Source organism: Undibacterium sp. TC4M20W (assembly GCF_049340245.1).
GTDB lineage: Bacteria > Pseudomonadota > Gammaproteobacteria > Burkholderiales > Burkholderiaceae_D > Undibacterium.
The window spans coordinates 1-23554 of the sequence record NZ_JBMPPI010000048.1; the positions used below are offsets into that span (position 1 = coordinate 1).

Here is a 23554-nt window from a genome sequence, read left to right on the forward strand (position 1 = left end):
TGAAGAAGTTGGGGATACAACTCCCCAATTCTTGATGAAAATCATGTTCAGCAGCACGTTTTATGCTTTGACTGGAACATGATTTTGTAATTGATGGAAATTAGAACTTAATCAGATGTTCCTTAAACAAAGAGCAGGTCAATCCTGCCAACGGTAATACAACTGCGGGTAAAACCGGCATCATGAAATGTGTGGACAGGAATACTGGCAAGCTGGTACGCGAGCAGGAATTGCGCGCAGGTGTTTTCATGGGGCTGGTGCGTTATTACAAGGACGGTGTTTTGTTCAAGGAACACAGCGTCAATGAGCGTGGCAATACCGATGGTCGTGCGCGTGAATTTGCGCCGAATGGACAAGTGCTGCGTGAAGAAAACAATGTCAATGGCAGTACCCGCGGCCTGGTGCGCGAATGGTATCCCAATGGCGCAGCTAAGCGGATCTCTTTTATTGGTGAAAATCCGAAGGAAAAAGCCACCATCAAATATACGCAGGACAAACAATTAAGTGCAATTGAATGTGGTGACAAAGCTTTGCTGGCACCCCATGCGAATGATGCAGCCCTGTGCGGTTTCAATGGCAAACCGTCCAAGGTACAATTGTTTGCAGAAGGCGGGCGCTTGCGCAGCCAGTTCACCTTTCTTGCAGGTGAGATTCAGCAAGCCACGCATTACTATGACAACGGCAAGCCTGAAACAGTAGACGAAGTTGGTACAAAACAAAAGACACGCAAACAATATTTTGACACTGGTGTATTGTTTAAAGAAACTGCGTGGAACGTTACAGAAAAACCTGCTGCGATTGAGCGTGAAGTTGAATATCACGAGACTGGTCCGAAAGTGCGCGAGCAGTTGTATGCCTTCGTTGAAAAAGAGGGCCGTCGCCAGAATCGTTTGATATCCGATGCCAGTTTTTACCTGAATGGACAACCCAAGCGTAGCGAGAAATTCTCTGTTGAAGGCAAGGACGACGTCAAGGAAGTACGCAATTATTTTGATAACGGCAAGATGTCCAGTCTTGAGCGCTATGTCTATGAAGGCCGCTACCGCGAACGCCCGATTGGCGTGCACCAGAGCTTCGCACAAAACGGCGCGCTGGTGCGCGAATCTCATTACGATGAACGTGGCCGCATACAGCGCGAGCGTAGCTGGGATGAAAACGGAAAACTGCTCGCCGATGATCAGGTCTATGAAGATGGATCGCGCAAGGCATTTTCAAAATAATGCTTTCGAATTGGCATCTATAAATCCTATGTCATGCTGAAATTTTTTGCAGGCTACTGGCGCGCAGTTTATACGTTAGAACATTTCATGACATTGACTGTCATCGCGCTCTGCGGTCTGTTGTCTGCCTGCAGCGTGGCAGACTTGCAGCGTGAGCGGGTGGCAGTAAATCTGCATCAATTTAAATTCAGCGATGGCGGCCACGCGATTTATTTTGACATGGATAGAAAGCCCTGGCAGCAAAGAGATGAAGAGCAGCCACTGGCGAATGTGGTCTTTGTGATTTCTGGTTCAGATTGTGTCAGCATGGGGCCGTTTTTGCCGCAGTATTTTTCTGGGCTGGAAGGGGAATCTGGCCGCACGCGGGTTTTCATCATGCACAAGCGCCACATCTTGCCGGGCTCTAATGGTACTGCTTGCGGCGAAGCCTACAAGCGTGCTGATCATCCTTCACGCTGGCAGGCTGATCAACTGGAATTTATACGCGCGCAAATGGCGGGCCTGCAAGCGCAAGGAAATATGCCGCAACGCCTGGTCATCATGGGTATTTCCGAAGGGGCAGAACTGGCCCCCATACTGGCGCAGCATTTACCTGCAACGCACCTGGTTTTACTGTCGCATGCTGGGATGAATGCACTAGATGTGTATGCCGCGCTGGCGAAGCAAAATCCCGCGATGCTGCCGGCCTGGCAGCAATTACAGGCAGGCTTGAGTGCTACGCCGGCAGATCAAGATACAGCGCGCATGCATGGCCGTAGTTGGCGTTACTGGTCAGAGATAGCTGCCATTCCACAAACGGCCAATTTGCTGGCTTTGAACATGCCGGTACTGCTGGCCGTCGGAGATGCTGATCCGGTTATTCCTGAAGATGCAATTGCCCATTTAGGGCAGCAGTTTCAAGCTGCAGGAAAAGCCATTGATATACGGCGTTTTCCCGACGCTGGCCACGGCCTCAGCACAAAGGACAGAAACTATTTGCCTGATTTCATGCATCAGATAGACCTTTGGTTGTTGGAGCATAAGGTGGAAAATAAGTAGTTGGTAAGTAGGTAATAAGTAGGTCATGAGAAAGTAATGAGTAAATAGTGAATAAGTGGGAACAAGCAGGAAAATAAGCAGTGAGATGAATTACCGTTAATGCACAGCAATTCATATCGAAACAGTATTCTATTTCCTCTATTTCATTACAACTAGTTACAAGAACTTCGGTTTCGTAGCAGTTAAAGCTATGACAAAAATGCAAAGCCTTACTATACTTATCGTCTATGCGTACGTGTGGATATTTCCATGCGTGCGTTTTGCATTTCACCCTACACTAGCTCTTTATAATGATAACTATGCGCCTAAAAGCCTTTACCCTGACACCTGTTGTTGCAGCACTTGTGCTGACGGGCTGCGTGACTACGCCTACACATGACAGCAAAGTTGCTGCCTCACTCTCCGTTGCAAGATCTGGCCAGATTGATGAAGCAATCAGACAGGTAGAAGCGCAAACGCAAGGCAATAACAAAACTGACTTGCTGTTGAATCTGGAAAAAGGCGAATTGATGCGCGTAGGCAAGCGCTATAAAGACAGCCTGGACGCTTTTGACGTGGCTGACGCCAAGGTAAAAATCTGGGAAGAAACTGCCAAATCATCGCCACAAAAACTCATGGGCCAGATCGGTGCCACCATCATGGGTGATGCCAGCCGCGACTATGAAGGCCAGGACTATGAAAAAGTCATGCTGACCACACGCATGGCGATGGACAGGCTGAACCTGGGTGACCTTGATACTGCCCGCGTTGATATCAAACGTACGCATGAGCGCGAAGCCGTGATTGCTGAATTCCGTTCCAAGGAAACAGCCGAAGCAGAAAAAGAAGCCAAGGACAAGGGCGTCAGTTCCACCGGCAAGGAGCTCAATGGCTACCCGGTAGAAACCCTGAACGACCCTGAGGTGCTGAAGCTGAAAAACGGTTATCAGAATGCTCTAAGCCACTACCTGGCAGGTTTTGTTTATGAAGCCCTGAATGAGCCTGGCCTGGCTGCACCTGGCTATCGCAAGGCAATTGAATTGCGCCCCGACCTGCCGGTGCTCGAAGATGGCCTGAAAGGTCTGGACCAACGTACCAGCTTCCGCCGCAAAAAAGGCGTGACCGATGTGCTGTTCATTATCGAGGCTGGTAATTCACCTGCGCGCCAATCCAAGAAAATCGCCTTCCCTGTGCCAACTGGCCGTGGTCTGGTGACTATCTCGTTTGCTTTCCCGGTGATTTACCCTGACCCGAATGCACCTGTCATCAACAGTATCCGTGTTGGTAATCAAATGCTGCCTACCGCGCTGGTCACTGACTTCAACGTAATGGCACGTAAGGCATTGAAAGATGAATTGCCAGGTATTTATACCCGTGCTGCAGTGCGTGCCATTACCAAGGGCCTGGTACAGGACCAGGTAAATAAAAACTTTGGTGCACTCGCTGGACTGGCCGCCAATCTGGCGGTTGCCGTAACTGAGAGCCCGGCAGATGACCGTATGTGGCGCAGTTTGCCAGACCGCGTGTTTGTCGCTCGTGCATTTTTGCCTCCAGGCGATTATGATCTGAATTTTGGTAATCGCGGAGAGTCGAGCAAGATCACGGTTGATGGCCGCTATATGGTAGTTCCTGTGCGTGTTTACCAGGACAAAACTTACCTCGGCGACCTGGCAAAATTTGGTAGCGTGACACCTGTAGCACAATTGCAGGAAGAGCCGGAAGCCAAGGCAGTCGACGCCAAGCCTTCAGGCAAGGCAAAACCGGCAGTCAAAAAACCGGTAGCGAAATCCACCACAGTGACAAGTACGACCAGCACTACCAGCACCAAATCCAACTGATATAGAGGATAGAAGAGGATATATGAAACTGATTTCCAAACAATTTGCTGCATGCACGGCTTTGCTGGCTGCCTGCTTCGTCACCCCTGTCATGGCCCAGGATATCCCGAACGCATCTTCGCCCGGTATTGCTGCCAAACTGATGGTGCGTGGCACGCTCGAAGGTGTGCAGGTGACTGACCTGCGTTCACAACGCAAGAATGATGTCATGGTCGTGCAGGCTGAGATGGTCAACCTGACCAACCGCGATGTCCGCGTGTATTACCGTTTCCGGTGGACTGATGCAGCAGGCATGCAGGTAGGTGACGGCGAAGTCTGGAAACCATTGATGATACTGGGCCAGCAAAGCCAGTTCGTCAAAGGCACGGCTTATGGTCCGCAAGCAACGGATTTCAGGATAGAGCTCAGCGCAGAACCACGCTAATCACCTATAGTGAAATAGTGAACAGTAACAAGATTATCTTTACGGAGTACATATGAAACGCATTTCCTCACTGTCCAAAAGCTGCGCGCTCGTCGTCTTGCTTGGCCTCTCACTGACTGCCTGTCAGACCAGGTTGTCCCAGCCTACTGTCAGCCTGGCACGCCAGGTTAGTTATGGCGACAACAAGGCGGTAGAAACTGTCACCAATGAGTTTGGTTCTACTGATCTGCAAATGATTGCAGAAAAAATGGTCGGTTCCCTGCTCGAAGACCCGGTACTGGCAAATCGCCCGACCATGACTTTGGCTGGCGTACGCAACAAGACCAGCGAATACATCGATACCAAATCCATTATGAACAGTATTCAGACTGCACTCGTGAAAAGCCGCAAGGTGAAGTTCACCCGTAGCGCTGATGAAATGCAGCAAGGCGTCGATGAGTTGCAACGTCAAAATCAAAGCGGTTTGTACAAAGCTCAGGGCAAGGCAAAAATCGGCAATATGGCTGCTGCCAAATACTCCCTGGAAGGCGAGATTGTTTCCATCGTCAAGCAAAATGCCAATACCAAAGACGTGTTCTACAAAATGACTTTGAAATTGTATGACGTTGAAGAAGGCTCCATCGAATGGCAAGACGAAAAAGAAATTCGTAAAACTTCCAAGCGCTAATCTCAGGCTTTACTCTGAAGCGCAATTCTGAAGCGCTATTCATTCAAAGAGGCAATACGATGTTGAATCTGAAAAAACTGATGGCAGGCCTGTTCTGCTCTGTAGCGGCATTTTCTGCCGTTGCCGCTGAACAAAGAATGACCATCCCAAAAATTGCGGTGACTGACCTGACCTATGAAGAAAAAGTCAGTGAATATTTCCGTGTGGTTTCTGCTTCCAGCAAGAGCAGTGTCAAGGGTAGCTATAGTGAACGTGAAACCGATCACAGCTATTCCCAGCGTGGCAATGTAAACGCCAAGAGCGAAAGCAATTACTACGAAGCCGAAGGTTTCTATACCTACATCGATCGTGGTGAATTGAAGACTTACACTGCTGACCTCAAAGGTGCCCTGATCAAGGGTGGTGGTGTTTCTCTGGTTCAGGCTCGCCCTTATGTTGGCAAGCCCATGGAAAAAATCTATGACATCATAGGCCGTATCAAGCAGGGCATGTACCCGGGCGCTGATTATGTCTTGTTTGGTACTGTCAGCAATATCCAGTTCCGCCAGGAGAGTAACCAGCTGCAATACGGTAATTCCATGACAGCCAGCCTGTCGCTGGACCTGGTTGCTGACTTTAGCCTCATCAATACCAAGACTTATGAAGTCAAGGCAGCTTTCAGCGCCAGCGGTTCTGGTGTCGATACCAAGATCATCAGCCGTGCTGGTGACCGTGTAGTCTTCAGCCGTGGTAAGGTCATGCAAGAGACTTCCCGCAGCCTGGCTGACGCCGCCTATGATGAATTGCTGGTACAGTTCGGCGCACCTCGCGGTGCCAACCGTGGCCAGTATGGCCGTGTGCAAAATGGTCAACCTGTTGTGCCTGTGCAAAATACTGAGCCGGTCACTGTGTATAAATAATCTTGTGGCAGTTCAATAGTAAAAAAGCCTGGTGTTCACCAGGCTTTTTGCTTTTTGAAATACATCGGTAACTGAAAGCCTGTCAGGCTTCTGGATTGATATCGACTTTATACAGGCTCTTGCCATCGATGTCGTGGATGGACACGGTCATTGCCTTGGTCTTGGCATCAATTTTCGCAATACCAAAGAATTGCAGCAATTCTGCCGGTGAGCGGTTTTGTTTCATTCCCTGTGGCACGCTGACGTATTTCACGTCGGGTCCAAAGGTTTGATCGACTTCATTCGGGCCAAAGGTACCCGCATTCAAGGGGCCGCCGACAAATTCCCAGAAGGGTTTGAAGTCGGTAAATTTGGCTTTCTCCGGCGTGTAATAAGTCGCCGCTGCATAGTGGACATCGGCAGTGACCCAGACCACGTTCTTGATATTGTGCTGCTTGATGAATTTGAGTACCTCGGCAATTTCGAGTTCACGTCCCAGTGGTTTGCCGTTGTCGCCATTGGCCCAGGCTTCATAAGTGCCTTTGGGTACATCAGGGTTCAGGTCTGGTACGACAATGGAGATGGGCATGTCGCTGGCGATGACTTTCCAGGTAGCGCGTGAACGCAGCAATGCCTGCTTCAGCCATTGCAGTTGCGGCTTGCCGAGGAAGGCGGCGTCATCATTCAGTGTCGTTTGCAGATTCGGTGAATTCTTGCCACGGTAGCTACGCTCATCGAGCATGAACACTTCCAGCAAGGGGCCATAACCGAACATGCGATAGATGCGGTCAGGATCGTGCTGGTCTATGCGGTAAGGATTGTATTCAAACATGGCCCTGCGTGCATTGGTTGCCAGGGTATTCAGATCACGCTGCTGGTAACGTTTTTCTGCTTCGCCGATCTGCTGGCCTGGGTACCAGTTATTGCGTACTTCATGATCATCCCATTGCACCAGGAAGGGTACCTCTGCAGCAAAGCGGCGCTTGTTTGCGTCCAGGAAGTTATAGGCAAAATTGCCGCGATAATCGTCCAGGGTTTCTGCGACTTTGGATTTGGCGGGTGTGGTGATGTTATTCCAGAGGCTGCCATCATCCAGTTTGACTTGCGCCTGTATAGGTCCGTCTGCATAAATCTGGTCACCTGAGTGAATGAAAAAATCAGGCTTGAAGCGGCGCATGCTTTCATAAATACGGTAACCGCCAAAAGCTTCGTTAATGCCCCAGCCCTGGCCCGCTTCATCACCAGAAAATGCAAAAGTGATGTCGCGCTCTTTGCCGCCTGGCAGCAGCAAACTGCCCTGTAATGCTTCGCTGATAGCAGACGGGTTTTGCAGGTCCTGGAAACGCACGCGGTAATAAGTGCGCTGGCCTGCGGGCAAGCCACTCAAGTCTATGCGTGCTGTGTAATCTGTGCTGGGCAATGCCACTGGGCCATTGAGGCTGGAAGCATTTTTGAATGCTTCGTTATTCGCGTATTCCAGCAGCATGCGCGCGGGCCTGTCGGTGCGGCTCCAGATGATGGCTTTGTCGCGTGTGATGTCGCCGCTCATGACGCCACAGGGCAATTGCGGACGCAGCTTGTCTGACGTGATGAGTGCCGGCGCAGTTTGTGCGCGTACTAGTTTTGGCAGGCCGGTTGCTGCGATGATGGCAGCAGCGCTGGCGCTGGCGCTGGCATTGCACAGGAACTGGCGGCGTTCCAGTTCACTCTTGTTTGGCTTGCGATCCTTGGACATGGCTTTTCCTTACGGAGACTTTAGATGGCCTTATTCTAAAGTGCCAGTATGACCAAGACATGTCAATGCAGATGCAGACTTCACTTAATGTGCTGCCGTAGCCGCAGTAAATAATTCATCGTCCCGTCTGCGTTTGCGAAAGTCAAACACGGTGGCAAGCGTTACGACCAGCATGCCTGCTGGCAGCAGCCAGGCGCATATCAGGATAATCCAGCCCAGATAGGGTGAGCGTTCGATTGCGCCGTGATAGGGCGTAAACGCAGGGGCACTTGCCGCAGTTGAGTTGGCCGCATGATCCTGAATATTGACCATGAGTACAGGTAAGTCCTTATCGCTATTGATCGCGGGAGGCAAAGTAGCCGTTGCGTAAGAAGCCAGCATCATGCTGACAAAAAAGCAGAGGACGCGAAGATAGCTGGAGTGGCTGTATTTGCGGTGCATGGCTTGTTCGTCATTCGTAAGGTGTCAGTTCATATTTAATAGGACTTACGCAAAATTGGCCTGGACGATTTTTGTTTCGGCCATGCACAGATCACAATGAGCACAATGAACACAATAAATACAGAGTACCCCAAACCGTCATTCCCGCATGCTTTTAGCGGGAATCCATCGTTGATCAACCGTAGACCCGATGGGGCCGATCAGGCATGGATACCCGCCTGCGTGGGTATGACGAATTGGGAAGTACAGTCGGCTGCAAGCTTGGCGCGGTTTTGCGTAAGTTCTATTTAAAAAAACTGCCTTACCTGTCGCAGGTACCGCACGACAGGCAGGCAGAAAAACGGGAAGCGGCAAAGTGGGAAAGACATCGGGGAAGGCATGCCTTGTTGTTTCCCTTCCTGATTAATCTATCTTCCAGACATATTGCACCTTGGTCCAGCTTTGCTGTGCCACGCCATCGATGGTGCCGGGTGTGAAGCGACACAGTGACAGAGCCTGGCTGGCTGCTTTGTCAAGATCGCGTGAGCCACTGCTACCCTCTGTTTTGGTTTCAAGCACACGCCCATCTGTACCTATCAGCATGGCTAGTGTCACTGTCCCGGTCTCTCCAATACGTATCGACCTTGCTGGATAGGCGGGCTTTTCACAACGGCTCATATCGACGACGGCTGCAACATGGACCGGGTTCTTTACTACTTGAGTGCCTGTCCCGGTACCGCTACCCGACACGCCTGTGCCTTCAATGACTTTTCCTGTATTGCCTTCATCTGTTTTGCCACCACGGTCTACAGGAGGGGTAATGGGCGGCGGATCGCCGATTACATCTGTCGGAGGAAGGACCGGTGGATTGATGGGAGGCGGTAAAGTGTCTCGTGGAGGCGGAAAATAATCGGGTTCTACAGGTTTGATTTTTTCAGGTTCGTGAATAGACTTGGGTTCAAAAAAAACTGGTGGGCTGATCTTGACCTTCATGCTGTTAAGCAAAGCAGCTAACAAGGCCACATGCAGCACGGCGACGACACCCAAACGTGGCATGCGCTTAAAGGGATGTTGCTGGTTTTGTGTAAATTCCATTTTGTTCTCCAGGTTTGGGATCTGGCCCGGCGTGGCGCAAGCACATGCCGGGGCTGGCTTGGAGATGCAACTGTTTTTGCGATTTTTCAACTGTGGAAGTAGTTGAAAATGGCATTAATGTGCAATCCATGTGCTTTAAGATAGCAATAAAAATGTCAATTGAAAAGCATTTATTTTATTTATTTTGTGATTTACACATTCTCAGACAATGTATTTATGATTAATTTAATCATTTCAATATCGCTTGAACGGAAAAATTTATCCGCTTCATCTCTGCTTGCTACTCTGGTTACCGCTGCAGCCAAATTGAAAAAACCTTTCAACAATCGTCTTTATCACTATGGCCCATGCTTTATGCGCTGCTGCTAATGCAATTGCTAGTAAAAAGCATTACTATTGCGTTTGATGAGTAAATAACTCTGCTAATTTATAAGGTGTTGTAATTATGCAAAATGGCATACGGGTATTGCTGGCTGATGATCATCCCATCGTGATGACGGGTTTTGCCATGTCGCTGGGCAGCTTGGGGATTACTGTGCTGGGGCAGGCCAGGACGCCGCAAGAAGCGTTTGAGCAATATGCCGCCTTGAAGCCGGATGTTGTGATACTGGACATACGCTTTGGTGCTGACCTGACTGGTCTGGATGCGGCGCGCGATATCCTTGCGCAATTTGCCGATGCAAAGATTATCTTCCTGAGTCAGTTTGATCAGGATGCGCTGATCAAGGAGGCTTATCGCCTCGGTGCCAAGGCTTTTGTGACCAAGGACTGTGACCCGGCTGATCTGGCAACCGCTGTGCAGCGCGCCCATCAGGGGGAATTGTATTTCCTGCCGCAGATCGCAGAGCGTCTGGCGAATCTGTCGGTGCGTGGTGATGAATCACCGCAATCATTATTGAATGAGCGTGACCTTGAAATCTTCAAACTCATGGCAGAAGGGCTGACCAATGCCGAGATCGCCGAGCGGCTGGACCTGTCATTGAAAACAATCAGCAACGTCAGCCAGGCCATCAAGGAAAAACTGGGTGTACACCGTCCTGCCTACATCACCAAGCTGGCGGTCAAACATGGATTGATTGCACCGTGATGCTGTTGCAGACAAAGTTACACGCATTAGTATCCGCCTTGATCAAGGCAGTGCCGCAATGAATTTTGCCGCGCTGCTCTGGCGCAACTGGGATTTGCGCTCGCGCCTGTTCCTCATCATCTTCGTGCCTGTGATCTACATGTTTTGCTCGGTAGTCTGGTATTCCTATCAGTCGCGCCTGCAAGAGGGCAAGGCAGAATTGCTGGAGCGTGCGTATGTGATCTCCACAGCACTGGCCGAGAGCGTTGAATACAACCTGCTGACCAAGAACCTGCCCGGCCTGAAAAGCACCATGACGGATGTCATGTTGTCAGACCGCAGCATTGCCAGAATAGATGTGCTTGATACAAACAAGAAGGACATCTTGCACATTATTTCTACAGAAAAAGTTCAGCAAACGGAACATTCGGTAGAAGTACCGGTCAGACGTCAACTGGTATGGGTAAATTTGCTGAAAGAATCCCGGACTTCAAAATCAGGCGTCCTGCCGCTGACGACGGCCAGCACTGAAAGCAAGGACGCAGACATACTGGGCTATATCAGGGTCACGATGTCGGCGACGCGCATGCTGGCCAAACATAGCCAGCGCTTCATGTTTGAACTGGCGATGAGCGGGCTGGCTTTGTTTGTCAGCGCGGTGCTGGCAGTCTATCTGGCATTGAGCCTGACACGGCCCTTGCAAAAATCCATAGAAACTCTGCGTGAAATACGTGAGGGTGATTATTCGAATACGCTGGAAGTGACAACAGGGGGCGAGATAGGGGACTTGCAGATTTCTATCAATGCCATGTCCATCAGCCTGCAACAGGCCAAGCAGGATCTGGAAAACAAGGTGCAGGAAAGAACGCGTGATTTGATGGAGTCGCGCAATGAAGCCTTAAAGGCCAATGCAGAGAAACGCAAGCTCATACAAAAGGTGCACAGCATAGTAGAAGATGAACGCAAGAGCATCGCCATAGAAATACACGATGAACTGAATGCCTCATTGATTGCCGCAAGGCTGGAAGCTCAACGCATACAGCACCTTGCTGCGCAGATGGACGCTGATGGTGCCAGCGAAGAAATTCAGGAACGCGCCAGAGCCATCACCAAACTGACGCTGGATTTATATGCCAATGGCCGCAACCTGGTGCGCCGCCTGCGGCCTGAAGTATTGGATATGCTGGGCTTGCAAGGTGCGGTCGAAGACATGCTCAGGCATTACAACAGCAATGTGCCAGGCTGCCAGTTTCATTTTGATAGCGATGGGGATTTTTCAGGGCTCGATAGCGGGCTGGCAATTTCAGTTTATCGCATCATACAAGAAGCCTTGTCCAACGTCATGAAGCATGCCGGCGCGACGCAGGTCGAAGTGGCCCTGACCATGCTGGAAGAGCAAAAGAGTTTGCAGATAGAGGTCAGCGACAATGGCGTGGGTTTTGATATACACCACAGCTCTGCTGGCATAGGCATCACCGGTATGCGCGAACGTGTGGTGGCTTTTAATGGCGAGATTGAATTGCAATCCTCTGCCGCAACCGGGACGCAATTGCTCATACGTTTTCCGCTCGCATGAACCTGGACTAAGGGATGAGGGATAAGGAAATATATAAGGGATACGCAAGATGAAATTCTTGTTCAGAATATCAGTTGTCAGTGCAGTGTTGTTGCTGTTGATTGTTATGGCGGTACAGCAGGACTGGATATCTGCTTCTGCTGCGGCATATCTGGTTTTCTTTGTGGGATTTGCTGTCCTGGCTGTATGGATATTTTTCAGGGTATTTTCCAACGCTTCAACACAAAAAGAAAACCTGGTTGCATGCCCGGCATGCAGCATGCGTACCGATAGTCAGCGCGAGGCATGCATGTGGTGTGACCAGGGCTTGCCCGATAGTTAAAAAAGCGGAGCACAACATCTTGCTTGCCTGATGTTGCGCTCCGCCGGGAATGACTTACTGCTGGTCAGGCGAATTAATTCAGACCAAGAAACTGATTTAAATCTGCCATTTCCTGATGCCAGCTTGCCTGTTGTTGCGGCTTTTGGTGTCTGGGTTTGCGTGCCAGATCAGCCTGCAATAATTCTTCCAGTTCACATAGCCTTTGCAAAGCCAGCTCTGTATCACTGAGCACTGTCTCACCCACTTTGTTATTCGCTATCTCAGGTGCAGCCAACATCGCCCGCCCCGTTTCAGAGACAGGCTGTTTTTGCCGCAGGCATTCATAGGCACTTTCTGCATCCAGCCACCTTTCCAGGCGACCATCCTGTATTACCCAGAATTCCTGGCAACTTTGCTCTATCAAATCGCGGTCATGCGATACCAGCAAAAAGCCACCGGCAAATCCTGCCAGTGCTTCTGTCAATTCCTGCTTGCCCTGCATGTCCAGATGGTTGGTTGGTTCATCGAGAAACAGCAAATGGTAGCTGGCCAGCGAGAGTGCCAAAAACAACAGACGTGCCCGTTCACCACCACTCAGCGATGCCACTTTTTGTTGATGCCGGTGATAAGGAAATCCTGCCGAGATCAGTGCCTGCTTGCGTGCCAGTTCTGTCCTGGCAGTATCAGAGCCAGCGACAAAGGGATACAGCGCATCCGGCAGGCTGGCATCGCTGTTCAGTTGTTGCAAAGACTGGTCGTAATAACCGATCTGCGCTGTCGCATGCCAGCTGATGTGTTCGCTGTCCTGTCCTGACTTTTGGTCTGGTTTCTGGTCTGATTTTTGGACTGACTCTTGGCCTGCCTGTATCGCTTGCCAGCACTGCCTGAGCAGCGAAGACTTGCCTGTGCCATTCGCGCCCAGCAAGGCAATCTTGTCACCTGGCCTTATACCGAATTGCTCCAGTTTGAACAGCGCTGGCAAACCAGGCGCTGCCCTGACTGTCAGACTATCAAGTTGCAGTAAGTGATTGGCAGGCGATGCCTTGCCATGCAATTGCAAAGTCCAGGGCTGGCCTTCGGTGACTGTGGTTTGTTCTTCCTTCAGCCGGTCTGCCCGTTTTTGCATGCTCTTGGCTTTGCGTGCCAGTTTTTCATTGTCATACACACTGCCCCAGATGGCCAGACGCTTGCTACTGGCTGCCAGCCTGTCAATTTCAGATTGCTCTGCATCACGTCTGGCCTGTACGGCTTCATCCGCCAAAGCCAGGGAGTGCAGGGCGTCAGAGCAGGGCTGGTCAAAGCTGGTGATTTGCCGGTCACGCAAGATCCAGCTTTGTCGCGTCACACGGTTCAGCAGGCGCTGGTCATGTGACACCAGTACGAATGCGCCTTTCCAGTTCAGCAAAAATTCTTCCAGCCATAACAGCGATGGCAAGTCGAGATGGTTGCTGGGTTCGTCCAGCAGCAAGAGATTGGGGTCGCGCAATAAGGCACGACCCAATAGCAGGCGGGTATGCTGTCCACCGGACAGGGATTGCACTGCAACTTCAGCAGTCGCTGCGTCTATGCCAAGTTCTTGCAAGAGACTATCGACACGCCAGTGCAATTCTGGCTGGTCATTGATCGCATCCAGCATCGCATCGTACAGGCTCAGCGCATGCAGAGCAGGTGGCAGGTGTTGCTCTACATATTGCAGGCGACACAGGCGTGCCATTTGTATGCTGCCGCTATTAGCGCTACGTTGTCCTGCCAGCAGGGAGAGCAAGGTCGATTTGCCACTGCCGTTGTGGCCTATCAAGCCTATGCGTTGACCGACTTGCAGGGTGAGGTTAAGGTTTTGAAATAAAACACCGTGGCTGGTGTCGAGTTGTAATGCTTGTGCAGATAATAAGGTAGTCATGCTCTTGTCTTTGTTTTGGGATGCAAACATCCACGTCAACAGGAGCGCTAACGATAATGAGCCGAGAACTGGCCCGGAGGGTGATGGGATATATGTGCTCTCGCCTTTTATCGCTGCGCGATGGATTCAGGACAAGAGCTGGCAAAGGTACCAAAGTTGCGTATGCCGCTGATGGCATACTTTAGAACTTCCATATTTCCTCCTTTCTTGAAAAGAGTAGAAATAAAACCCGATTCTATGCAAATACCGGGAGCAAAACAAGTTGCTTCTGTCCCCGGTATTGTAAGTTTTATACAGATATGCCCACGGTCAGGGTCACGACATAACCCTGTGTGGCATTGCCAGTCACGCTGACCATTTGCAGGCTGGTGCCATCACTGAAGACATTGTCTGTTGCATACGTGATCTGCGACAGGTTACGCACGCTGGTGGTGTAACCCGTTGCCTGGTAGGCTTCGTTCAGCGTGGCCATGGGGAAGGTGAATTGCGAAGTCTTGACTTTGTTATTGGCACTGCTGATCTTGCCCACGCTGGGATAAACCTCGAAATGCACATGCGGGATACGTCCTGAATAGCAACCAGGGAAGATCGTGGTGAAACTGACACTGCCATTACTGTCTGTCTCCTGCACGCCGCGCAGATAGTTTTCAGCAGTGATGCCTGATGAATACATGGAATAATTGCCATCCCTGTCACAATGCCACAGATAGATCGCATAGCCCGCCAGCGAAGCGCAACTGGTTTTGGTATTCACGAGTTGCAATTTGATGGTCAGGGGCACACCTGCCGCCACACCGCTGGCACCGGCAATACTGGAACGTATATCACTACGTACTATGCCTGACAGCGCCAGCGCATTGGCAATAGTGACACCATTGCTGTTACTGCCGTCACCAGGATAAGGCCCGGCTGTCTCTTCAGGTATGATGCTGCAGGAAGAAGTCGTGCTGCCTGTTGTTCCCGTGCTTGTGCCAGTAGTTGTACCTGTGGTGGTGGTACCTGTCGTTGATGAAGTCGCCGTTGAGGTGGAGGCGTCACTGCCACCACCACAGCCTAGCAAGGTCGCAGCGCCACCCGCCGATATCCAGCGCAGCATCTGCCTGCGCGAGGCAGCTGCCTGCATCAGGGTGTGAAGATCAGTTTCCAGTTGGTTGCCATGCTTTTCCATGATGTGTTTTCCTCGCTGTGGGTATTACATTGGTGTTGCTGCATTGTGTCTTGATGACTTGTTAAGTGCAGTAAAGCAAAGGTAAAGTTAGGTAAGGATTTTGTGTCCTGGAAATTGCCGGACTGTAAAAGCAGGTAAATTTGCACGCGTGCATAGATGGCTTTGCTATCATCAGTACATAGAATTCATATCCCCACACTTTATGACCAAGGTATTGCTCGCAGACGATGACGTCGAACTGGTAGGCATGCTCAAGGAATATCTTGAGCGTGAGGGTTTTGCCATTACTACCGTACATGATGGCGAACAAGCCGTGGCAGAGGCGCTATCTGGGCAGTATGCGATAGCCGTGCTGGATGTCATGATGCCGCGTATGAATGGCATCGAAGCCCTGCGCCGCATACGCGAGCACAGCCGCATGCCGGTACTGATGCTGACCGCGCGTGGTGATGATGTCGATCGCATCATCGGTCTTGAACTGGGCGCCGATGATTATGTGCCCAAGCCATGTACCCCACGCGAATTGCTGGCCAGGCTCAGAGCCATCCTGCGCCGTACCGAGAGCGGCATGAATGCCGACCAGGACCGGCTATGTCTGGTCGTTGGTGCCTTGCAGATATGGCCAGGCCAGCGCCGCGCAGAATGGAATAATAAAATGCTGGACCTGACCAGCACTGAATTTACCCTGCTGGAGTTATTGGCAAGAAATGCCGGGCAAACCGTCAGCAAGAATGAATTGTCCGAGCAGGGCCTGGGCCGCCCACTGGCCAGGTTCGACAGGAATATCGATGTCCACCTGAGTAGCATACGACAAAAGATCAGCGCCTTTGCCGATGGCCGTACTGTCATACAGACGGTATATCGCCAGGGTTATATGCTGACGCGCGATTAAAGTGAATAAGCGAGTAATGATGCCTAAACTCAGTATGCTGAAACTCGGTCGATTATTCTGGAAATTCTTTTTCTTCATCTGGCTGGCGCAATTGACGGCCATCGCCGGTATCAGTGTGACCTTCTGGATCAAGCGCAGCAATGAAGACATGGCCAGGGCTGCTGCAATCGCTGTGCAGCCCGACAAACTCCAGCATGAGGATAGGCGCGGCCCCGGTACTGGCTCCGGCCCTGGTTCTGAATTCAAACATGGTCCCGGTCCGGATTTCCGTGATGCATCCAGACCCGGTGGTCCGCCTGGTGAGCCTGGGCCGGTGCCTATGGGTATGCGCAAGCCACCGCATGATGGTGGCGATTCGCGTGCCTTCATTCCCATGACGGTTGCCCTGTTTGCCAGCCTGCTGTTTGCGGCCCTGATGGCCTGGTATATGTCCAAGCCTATACGCAGGCTCAGCGAGGCTTTTCATGAGCTGGCAGGCGGCAAGCTACAGACGCGCATAGGAGACAGCATGGGTAAGCGCAAGGACGAATTGACAGAGCTGGGGCGTGACTTTGACCGCATGGCCGAGCAGTTGACAGGTTCCCTGCAAAACCAGCGTCGCCTCTTGCATGATGTGTCGCATGAATTGCGCTCACCGCTGGCACGTTTGCAGGCGGCGATAGGTCTGGCACGCCAGCAGCCGGACAAGGCGGAAGAATACATGGTACGCATGGACAGGGAAGCCGTGCGCATGGATAAACTGGTTGGTGAAATCCTGACACTGTCGCGTCTCGAAGCAGGTGCCCATGCAGGGCAAGACCTGATACACATGGATGAATTATTCGCTGACCTGACTGACAATGCCCACTTTGAAGCGAAGACCGCAGGCAAGGCGTTCAAGACTGAATATTCTGCCGATGCCATCAGCAAGGTCTGCATACTGGGGCGCTATGAATTACTGCACCGGGCGATGGAAAATGTCTTGCGCAATGCGATACGGCATACCCGTCCCGATACTGCCGTGACTCTACACGCAGAAATACTGGGTACACATTTACATGTGTCCATCCTGGATGAAGGTGAAGGCGTGCCGGAAGCCGAATTGCAGAGCATCTTCCAGCCTTTCTACCGTAGTGTGCTGGCAGAACAAAGTAGCGAAGGTTATGGCCTGGGGCTGGCGATTACCCAGCGCGTGATACAGGCGCATGGTGGCAGCATCACGGCCAGCAATCGCCGTGCCGCCGGGCTGTGCATGTTGATGGTTTTGCCAATGGCATTTGCTTAATTTGCTTAGGGTGATACAGGCAGGAACAGGCTGACGTTCAGGCCGCCGCCTTCACGGTTTTGCAGGCTGATCCTGCCGCCATGTGCTTCTATGATTTCACGCACCAGTGCCAGGCCCAGGCCTGTGCCACTACGCTTGGTGGAGTAAAAGGGGATCAGGGCATTCGACATCACCGTATCTGTCATGCCGCTGCCCCTGTCCATGACTTCTATGCGTATGATGCCTTGCAAGTTGCGTATGTTTAGAAATACTTCATCTTCCCGTGAGCCAGACTCATGGGCATTTTTTAACAGGTTCAGCAACGCATGTTCCATTTGTGCCCTGTCGAGGTTGACAGGTTCTTCAGGCAAGCTGTCAGTCACGGTGAAGATGACTTGCGACTTCAGGCCAGCGATAAAGCTATCCCAGTGCGTGCTCTCCAGCCTCGGTGTCGGTAGTTTGGCGAAGCGTGCATAACCATCGATAAAACTTTCCAGATGGCGGGTACGTTCTTCTATCGTGAGCAAGATGCCAGGCAGACGTTCGGTCTGGCCACGGCCCACCAGTACCGCAGCAGAATTTGCCAGCGAGGCTATCGGTGCCAGCGAGTTATTGAGTTCATGACTGATCACACGTATGACTTTTTTCCAGGTCTGCACTTCCTGGCGGCGCAATTCCACCGTCAGGTGGCGCAGCAAAAATAATTCATGATGACGGCCATTCAGGCTGAAGTGGCGGCGCGCCAGGTGATACACCTCTTCCTCTTCTTCTGCATCTTTGGCAGCTACTGTGAACAAGCCATCGCCACCGCGCAGTATGGCTTCCCGCAATGAGGCCGAGACTTGTGTCATCACCTCATTGAAACTGAAACCTTCTAGCTTGCGCCCCTGGTTCAGCAATTGCCTGGCCGCGATATTGGCGAAGACGATGGGGCCATGGTCAGCCACAAGCATCATCGCTACCGGCGTGTTCTGCACCATGCTATCAAGCAGCAATTCACGCTGTACCAGATTCAATCTTTGCTTGCGCAAGACATCGCCCAGTGCATTATGGGCATCTACCAGTTCACCCAACTCGTCTTGCAAGGGCCAGTGCACACCGATGGAAAAATCATTATCCTGATAACTGATGACCGTGCCAGCCAGGGTGTGGAACAAACGTATCATGGCTTGTAACTGGCTGCGCAACAGAATCAAACCTGTCGGCAAGACAATCAATAGGCTGAGTCCGGCAGCCAGCCAGATCTGGTCTGGCAGTAAATGCAGCATGAGCATGCTGACAGCAACTGCCAGCAATAATATTGCTGCCATCAACAGACTCAAACGCGTGAGCATGGAAAACAGCGGGCGCTGGCCGGGAACGCTACCGCTTGCTGATGGCGCTTTCTGGTCTGTCATGCGCTACGGCTGATACCCAGCCTGTCCATACGCCGGTACAAGGCCTGGCGGCTCAAACCCAGTTCAGCAGCGGCTTGCGCCACTACGCCATGAGCTTTTTGCAGGGCGCGTTCTATCGCCTCTTTGTCGGGTTCTTGCTCATTGACCCAGCTATTCGCCAAGGGCAGGCCAAGATCAGTGGGCATGATTTCAGTTTTGGCTGCCAGCAGGCAGGCGCGCTGCATGACATTTTTGAGTTCCCTGACATTACCCGGCCAGGCATATTGCACCAGTGCTGATGCCGTGCTGGGATGCAGGGTTTTGCCATTGTTGAGGAAGTATTCTGCCAGCGGCAAGATGTCGCCAGTGCGTTCTGCCAGCGTGGGCAAATGCAATTCTATGACGTTCAGGCGATACAACAAATCCTGGCGAAAGCTGCCTGCCTTGATCATGGCTGGCAAATCAGCATTGGTGGCGCTCAAGACGCGTACCTTGACCTGTCTTTCCTTGTTTGATCCCAGTCTTTCAAAGCGCCCGGTTTCCAGCACCCGCAATAATTTCATTTGCCCGGCCAGCGGCAGGTTACCAATTTCATCGAGGAACAGGGTGCCACCGTCTGCCGCTTCAAACTTGCCTTCGCGTGCTTTGCTGGCTCCGGTATAAGCTCCGGCTTCGGCACCAAATAGTTCTGCTTCTATCAACTCTGCGGGCAGGGCACCGCAATTGAGCACGACAAAAGGGCCATCCTTGACACTGGAATTAGCTTGTATGATTTCAGCGATTCTTTCCTTGCCTGCACCATTAGGCCCGGTAATTAACACCGGAACATCAGCACGGGCGACCTGGCAAGCCATGCCCAGCACGCGCTCGGTCGCAGCATCATTCCAGACCAGGTTGCAGAGATTGAATTTTTGCTCAAGCTCGCGTTTTTGCTTGCGTTCGCGTTGTAGCCTTTGTTGCAGGGCGCGGTTGCTTTGCCCCAGTTCTATCAAGTTCCTGACGGTGGTCAATAGTTTCTGGTCATTCCAGGGTTTGCCGAGGTAATCGGCAGCACCTGACCTGATCAATTCTACTGCTGCATCCAGATGTGTCCAGGCTGTCAGCAAGATCACAGGCAGGTCAGGGTAGAGTTTGCGAATTTCAGTGAACAGGGCACGGCCTTCATCACCAGAGGTGGTATCGGCAGTGAAATTCATGTCCTGTATCACCAGATCGACAGCCTGATGCTCCAGCATCGCCAGGCCCTGTTCTGGCGAAGTGGCACAGACCGCATCAATATCATGCAGGGAAAACAGCACTTCCAGTGCCACCGCAACGGTGGCATTGTCATCAATAATTAATACGGTAGGCATTGTCAGTGTTTGTGTTTTCAAAGCTTAGGGGTTTTAGTATTTCAGGTACTGCGGGTAGCAGTGGCTGGTGATATCGACGCAGCACGTGCCGCCGGTCCCACCACCGCGATGATACCAAGTATCCAGAAAATTACACTGCCTCCTAGCAAATAAGCTGCAGGCAATTTGGTCAGTTCCAGCTTGCTGACCAATAACTGGTTGAGACCTATGGCCAGGGCAAGGCCGCAGGCGATACCAAAAGTGGTGATCATGAAGTTTTCTGTGACGAAGTAACGCAGCACGTCTATCTTGCGCGCACCCAGTGCACGGCGCACACCGATATGCTTGCGACGTTGCGTGACCCACAGGCTGGAAATGCCGACGATGCCACTGGCAGTGACCAGCAAGAGCAGCACGCAGACTGCAATCAGCATCCAGGCCAGGCCATTGTCAGCGCGGTAGCGTCTGGACCTGTCTTCCTGAAGGTTGCGCAAATTGACGATGATAGGTGTAGCAGATGCTTTTCTCAGTGCCATCTCAACATCCTTCATTACCCGTTCACGCTGGCCGGGTTCGGCGCGTACCGAATACTTGGAGTAGGGGTCATTTGACATGCGTATCGGCAAGACAACCGAGATTTCACCTTTTTCGCCAATCTGGGCAGCATGGGTTTGCAAACGCTCAAGTACACCGATGATCCTTGTCTCGTACGCATCGTCACCTGTACCAAAATAAATGGTTTTGCCAACGACACTGGCCTGACCAGGGAAGAGTTTTTCTGCAAGTACCTTGGTAATGATGACGACATTGGGAAATTCCTTGCTGGTACTGGTATCAATTTCGCGAAATTCACCCTGATTGAAGTCTCGCCCATCAGCCAGCTTCAGGCCCCAGAGTTTCATCACGGATTCCGATGCGATATACATCGATACGTTGGCACTGGTGGCAGCCTGTTTCCTGTCCAGCGAAACACCAGTGGTACTGCCGGACCAGGATAATGGTGTCTGGCTGACTCTTGTCACGCCCTGCACGCCAGAGACCCCGCGTATGGTTGCTTCTTCTTGCTTTTGCGTGGCGATCTGTTCAGTATGATCAGCGACTTTGCGGTTGCTGATATTGATGGAAAACAGGTCGTTTTCTTCTGCGACACCGCTCGGGCGTGCTACCACTTCCATACGCAATTTAACAATATAGACAGCGTTGGTTAAAATTGCCAGGCTGATGGCAACCTGCAGGGCCACCAGGATGGCGCCGGTCTTGCTGCGCAGCAGCGCAGACAAAATGGGGCGAATTTCGAGATTAAGTTTCATGATAGCCTCATTGTGATTTGAGTTGTATTGCAGGCGTCACCTGGCATGCACGCCAGGTCGGGAACAAGCCCGCCAATATGGCAGCGGTGACTGACATCACAAAGGTAATGCTCAGCATTTGCCAGTCCATATGTGCCACGACAGTCAGTTGTTTTGATTGGTTGGCGATCAGGGCAAGTGCACCAAATGCCAGCAACAGTCCCGCAACACCACCAGCCAGGCCGATGACACTGCTCTCAATGAGAAATTGATTGAATATCTCTTTGCGGGATGCGCCAAGTGCACGCCTTACGCCGACTTCCGATGCCCGCACAGAAAATTTCGCCAGTAACAGACCCACGGTATTCACCAGACACAGCAACAGGAAACCAAATGCCAGCCAGGCAGACAGTTTGTTATCGTTGCCAACTACCTTGGATTCTTCCAGCCATTCCATGACATTGAACAGTTTATTTTTTGCCTGACGCATGTAACGCCCAAGCTTGCGCTGCTCGGATGCATAATTGTCGAGGTAGCTTTGCAGTTCAGGGCGTTGGCTTTCTGACTTTAATTCAAACCAGAAGCTCAGCCATGTGCATTCAGAATCCAGTCGCCCTTGCCAGCCAGGAGCAGTATCACCAGTGCAACCCATGCCGCCTGCATGGGTAATTTCATGCCGGATGGCGCTGGCCAGAGGGATGAAGAAATCTTCCTGCACGCCAAAGGTGGCATTGCGGTAAAAGCGCGGGCTTGGTTCCCAGGTGTCGAGTACGCCGACGATCTGGAACTGATGTCCTATCATGGTCAGGTACTGACCAACAGGATTGGTATTGCCGTATAGCTTGTCTGCCATTTTTTTTCCGAGTACGACAACGTCTGCGGCTTTTGCATCGTCGTTTTCAGTCCATCCCTGGCCATGTAAAAACGGCGTGTCAAACATGGCGAAAAAATCCTTGGTGACTGCGGCGCCTTCGGGCTCTATCGCAGGCAAATCTTTGCGTGCTGGTTCTATGGCCATCAATATGCCATACATGGCCGTACGTCTCTCTCCAATTTTTGCCGGAAGATGATTCATGACATCCCGGTAACTCATCTGGGTATCATTCGGCTTGTCGTCCGGCGTATAGCCTTTCAATGGGCCGTTATCCATCCAGGGGGTGAACAGCCGGTTGCTCTTGTGTGGTATCGGGTCACCCGACATCACATGCAAGATTGTCAGGGTGGAGATACTGGCAGCAACGCCAACTGCCAAAGTCAGTACCATCAGGGCAGTCAGGGCCGGATTGCGGCGAAGGCTGCGTATGCCGAGTAAAAAATAATAACGAAACATCATGCGGCTCCTCAGGCGACTGCCGAACTATCGACTTCATTGGCTGAACCGCTATCGGTCTTGGTTTCAGCTTTGGCATCGTAAAGTGATGGCAGCTTGCGCACCAGGTCACTGACCTGTCCATCAATAATATGCACATTGCGCTGGGCCCGAACGGCCAGTTCAGGGTCATGCGTTACCATCAGGATGGTCGTGCCCTTGGCATTGATTTCTTCCAGCAATTCCATGACGCTGCGTGCCATCTGGGTATCGAGGTTACCGGTAGGTTCATCGGCCAGCAGCAGTTTTGGTGAACCGGCCAGGGCGCGGGCAATTGCTACACGCTGTTGCTGACCACCAGACAATTCAGCCGGATAATGTTTCATGCGTGAAGCCAGGCCAACCTGTGCCAGTGCGTCCTCTATACGTTCCTTGCGTTCAGCCGTATTGAAGCCGCGATAGCGCAAAGGTACATCGACATTGTCGAACAGGTTGAGGTCAGGGATGAGGTTGAAGCCCTGGAAAATGAAACCCAGTTTTTCATTACGCAAACGGGTGCGGGCATTGTCATTCATGCCGTTGACGTTGATGCCATCAAGCAGATAATCACCATCATTGAATTCTTCCAGTAAACCGGCAATGTTCAGAAAGGTGGTTTTGCCAGAACCGGATGGCCCGGTCACGGTGACGAATTCACCTTCCTTGACATGGATGTCAAAGCCGCGCAGTGCATGCGTTTCGATCAGATGCGTACGGTAAACTTTGCTGAGGTTTTTCATGCGTAACATGGGATAATCCTTCTTAAATTA

General features: G+C 51.5%; 21 protein-coding genes. 11 read left to right on the top strand and 10 right to left on the bottom strand.

The window, feature by feature from the left end:
* The first annotated feature begins 182 nt into the window (after positions 1-182).
* From ACO0LL_RS29355 to ACO0LL_RS29380, 6 genes are all read left to right on the top strand, one after another.
* Positions 183-1220, top strand: coding sequence for a hypothetical protein (locus tag ACO0LL_RS29355; RefSeq protein ID WP_422954368.1), 1038 nt, complete (start codon positions 183-185; stop codon positions 1218-1220).
* An 87-nt stretch (positions 1221-1307) separates the two neighbouring features.
* Positions 1308-2258 (top strand): alpha/beta hydrolase family protein, encoded by a 951-nt coding sequence (locus tag ACO0LL_RS29360; protein ID WP_422954369.1) that lies wholly within the window; start codon positions 1308-1310, stop codon positions 2256-2258.
* Between the two features lie 299 nt (positions 2259-2557).
* Positions 2558-4075, top strand: a complete 1518-nt coding sequence (locus ACO0LL_RS29365) for a COG3014 family protein (protein ID WP_422954370.1) — start codon at positions 2558-2560, stop codon at positions 4073-4075.
* A gap of 22 nt (positions 4076-4097) precedes the next feature.
* Positions 4098-4499: a YcfL family protein gene (locus ACO0LL_RS29370; RefSeq protein WP_162043465.1), complete on the top strand. Its 402-nt coding sequence runs from the start codon at positions 4098-4100 to the stop codon at positions 4497-4499.
* 52 nt (positions 4500-4551) lie between these two features.
* Entirely contained in the window at positions 4552-5166 is a 615-nt protein-coding gene (gene lpoB / locus ACO0LL_RS29375) for a penicillin-binding protein activator LpoB (protein WP_422954371.1), read from the top strand.
* 59 nt (positions 5167-5225) lie between these two features.
* A complete protein-coding gene (locus ACO0LL_RS29380; RefSeq protein ID WP_422954372.1) occupies positions 5226-6065 on the top strand; it encodes a hypothetical protein in 840 nt (279 codons plus the stop codon).
* 82 nt (positions 6066-6147) lie between these two features.
* Here the strand turns inward: ACO0LL_RS29380 and ACO0LL_RS29385 are convergent, their stop codons facing one another.
* The 3 genes from ACO0LL_RS29385 to ACO0LL_RS29395 form a co-directional block, all read right to left on the bottom strand.
* Positions 6148-7779 (bottom strand): alkaline phosphatase D family protein, encoded by a 1632-nt coding sequence (locus tag ACO0LL_RS29385; RefSeq protein WP_422954373.1) that lies wholly within the window; start codon positions 7777-7779, stop codon positions 6148-6150.
* Positions 7780-7863: 84 nt separating this feature from the next.
* Positions 7864-8220, bottom strand: a complete 357-nt coding sequence (locus tag ACO0LL_RS29390) for a hypothetical protein (RefSeq protein WP_422954374.1) — start codon at positions 8218-8220, stop codon at positions 7864-7866.
* A gap of 402 nt (positions 8221-8622) precedes the next feature.
* Entirely contained in the window at positions 8623-9294 is a 672-nt protein-coding gene (locus ACO0LL_RS29395) for an energy transducer TonB (RefSeq protein ID WP_422954375.1), read from the bottom strand.
* 445 nt (positions 9295-9739) lie between these two features.
* Here ACO0LL_RS29395 and ACO0LL_RS29400 point away from each other — a divergent pair, with 445 nt between their 5' ends.
* Genes ACO0LL_RS29400 through ACO0LL_RS29410 form a run of 3 tightly spaced genes read left to right on the top strand, consistent with a single transcriptional unit; the run spans position 9740 to position 12258 of the window.
* A complete protein-coding gene (locus ACO0LL_RS29400) occupies positions 9740-10381 on the top strand; it encodes a response regulator (protein ID WP_422954376.1) in 642 nt (213 codons plus the stop codon).
* Between the two features lie 58 nt (positions 10382-10439).
* Positions 10440-11936 carry an ATP-binding protein gene (locus ACO0LL_RS29405; protein ID WP_422954377.1) on the top strand — a complete coding sequence of 499 codons (1497 nt, stop codon included), beginning with the start codon at positions 10440-10442 and terminating at the stop codon, positions 11934-11936.
* Between the two features lie 49 nt (positions 11937-11985).
* Positions 11986-12258, top strand: coding sequence for a hypothetical protein (locus tag ACO0LL_RS29410; RefSeq protein ID WP_422954378.1), 273 nt, complete (start codon positions 11986-11988; stop codon positions 12256-12258).
* Positions 12259-12331: 73 nt separating this feature from the next.
* On the opposite strand, the gene ACO0LL_RS29415 is transcribed toward ACO0LL_RS29410, so the two are convergent.
* Both ACO0LL_RS29415 and ACO0LL_RS29420 read right to left on the bottom strand, forming a co-directional pair.
* Entirely contained in the window at positions 12332-14137 is a 1806-nt protein-coding gene (locus ACO0LL_RS29415; protein WP_422954379.1) for an ABC-F family ATP-binding cassette domain-containing protein, read from the bottom strand.
* Positions 14138-14426: 289 nt separating this feature from the next.
* Positions 14427-15305: an intradiol ring-cleavage dioxygenase gene (locus ACO0LL_RS29420; RefSeq protein WP_422954380.1), complete on the bottom strand. Its 879-nt coding sequence runs from the start codon at positions 15303-15305 to the stop codon at positions 14427-14429.
* A gap of 202 nt (positions 15306-15507) precedes the next feature.
* Between ACO0LL_RS29420 and ACO0LL_RS29425 the strand changes: the two genes are divergently transcribed.
* On the top strand, positions 15508-16197 hold the full coding sequence (locus ACO0LL_RS29425; protein WP_422954381.1) for a response regulator: 690 nt from the start codon (positions 15508-15510) through the stop codon (positions 16195-16197).
* Between the two features lie 19 nt (positions 16198-16216).
* Positions 16217-17461, top strand: coding sequence for an ATP-binding protein (locus ACO0LL_RS29430; protein ID WP_422954382.1), 1245 nt, complete (start codon positions 16217-16219; stop codon positions 17459-17461).
* Positions 17462-17466: 5 nt separating this feature from the next.
* On the opposite strand, the gene ACO0LL_RS29435 is transcribed toward ACO0LL_RS29430, so the two are convergent.
* From ACO0LL_RS29435 to ACO0LL_RS29455, 5 genes are read right to left on the bottom strand one after another with little or no spacing between them, the layout of a single operon-like run.
* Positions 17467-18837 (bottom strand): sensor histidine kinase, encoded by a 1371-nt coding sequence (locus tag ACO0LL_RS29435; RefSeq protein WP_422954383.1) that lies wholly within the window; start codon positions 18835-18837, stop codon positions 17467-17469.
* On the bottom strand, positions 18834-20168 hold the full coding sequence (locus tag ACO0LL_RS29440) for a sigma-54-dependent transcriptional regulator (protein ID WP_422954384.1): 1335 nt from the start codon (positions 20166-20168) through the stop codon (positions 18834-18836). The genes ACO0LL_RS29435 and ACO0LL_RS29440 overlap by 4 nt, the downstream gene beginning before the upstream one ends.
* Before the next feature lie 41 nt (positions 20169-20209).
* Positions 20210-21457 carry an ABC transporter permease gene (locus ACO0LL_RS29445; protein WP_422954385.1) on the bottom strand — a complete coding sequence of 416 codons (1248 nt, stop codon included), beginning with the start codon at positions 21455-21457 and terminating at the stop codon, positions 20210-20212.
* 7 nt (positions 21458-21464) lie between these two features.
* Complete coding sequence (locus ACO0LL_RS29450) at positions 21465-22766, bottom strand: ABC transporter permease (protein ID WP_422954386.1); 1302 nt, start codon at positions 22764-22766, stop codon at positions 21465-21467.
* Positions 22767-22777: 11 nt separating this feature from the next.
* Positions 22778-23533 carry an ABC transporter ATP-binding protein gene (locus ACO0LL_RS29455; RefSeq protein ID WP_422954387.1) on the bottom strand — a complete coding sequence of 252 codons (756 nt, stop codon included), beginning with the start codon at positions 23531-23533 and terminating at the stop codon, positions 22778-22780.
* Positions 23534-23554: the final 21 nt, after the last annotated feature.